Annotated in this window: 1 protein-coding gene and 1 pseudogene; both read left to right on the forward strand. The window is 58.7% G+C overall.

The window, feature by feature from the left end; all coding sequences use genetic code 11:
- The coding region (locus J5M56_RS24725) for a universal stress protein (RefSeq protein ID WP_207938028.1) at positions 1-247 on the forward strand (247 nt) is incomplete at its 5' end.
- 89 nt (positions 248-336) lie between these two features.
- Positions 337-487: pseudogene (locus J5M56_RS26880) on the forward strand (MBL fold metallo-hydrolase); the annotation flags it as partial.

The raw sequence follows: 487 nt of genomic DNA on the forward strand, positions 1-487 counted from the left end.
TCAGCAGGAAGCCTTCGATACGCTGGCCGAGCGCTATGGTCTCGATGAAGAGCATAGCCACTTGCTCTCGGGTGTCCCGTACCGGGTGATCGAAGACTTCGTCCGGCAGAACGCGTTCGACCTGCTGGTGCTCGGCATCTGTCACCATCAGGCGCTGGACGGCTTCATCGGCGGCACGGCCGAATGCCTGATGAACCGCGCCCCGTGCAGTTTGATGATGGTCAAAACGATGCCTTCTCCCGTGTGACGAGTCATCGCAGCGGTTGATAAAAATCAACTGCCCCGGACCCGAAAGAGCGATCAATAGCGCTTACACGATGGTTCGAGGAGACGGCCATGCAAATGACATTTCTCGGCGCTGCCGGCACGGTCACCGGCAGCAAATACCTGCTGGAGCATCATGGCCGGCATGTCCTGATCGATTGCGGCCTGTTCCAGGGTTACAAGCAGTTGCGCCTGCATAACCGCGACCCGTTCCAGATTCCTG

This window comes from Pseudomonas sp. 51_B (assembly GCF_017491595.1).
Lineage (GTDB): Bacteria > Pseudomonadota > Gammaproteobacteria > Pseudomonadales > Pseudomonadaceae > Aquipseudomonas > Aquipseudomonas promysalinigenes.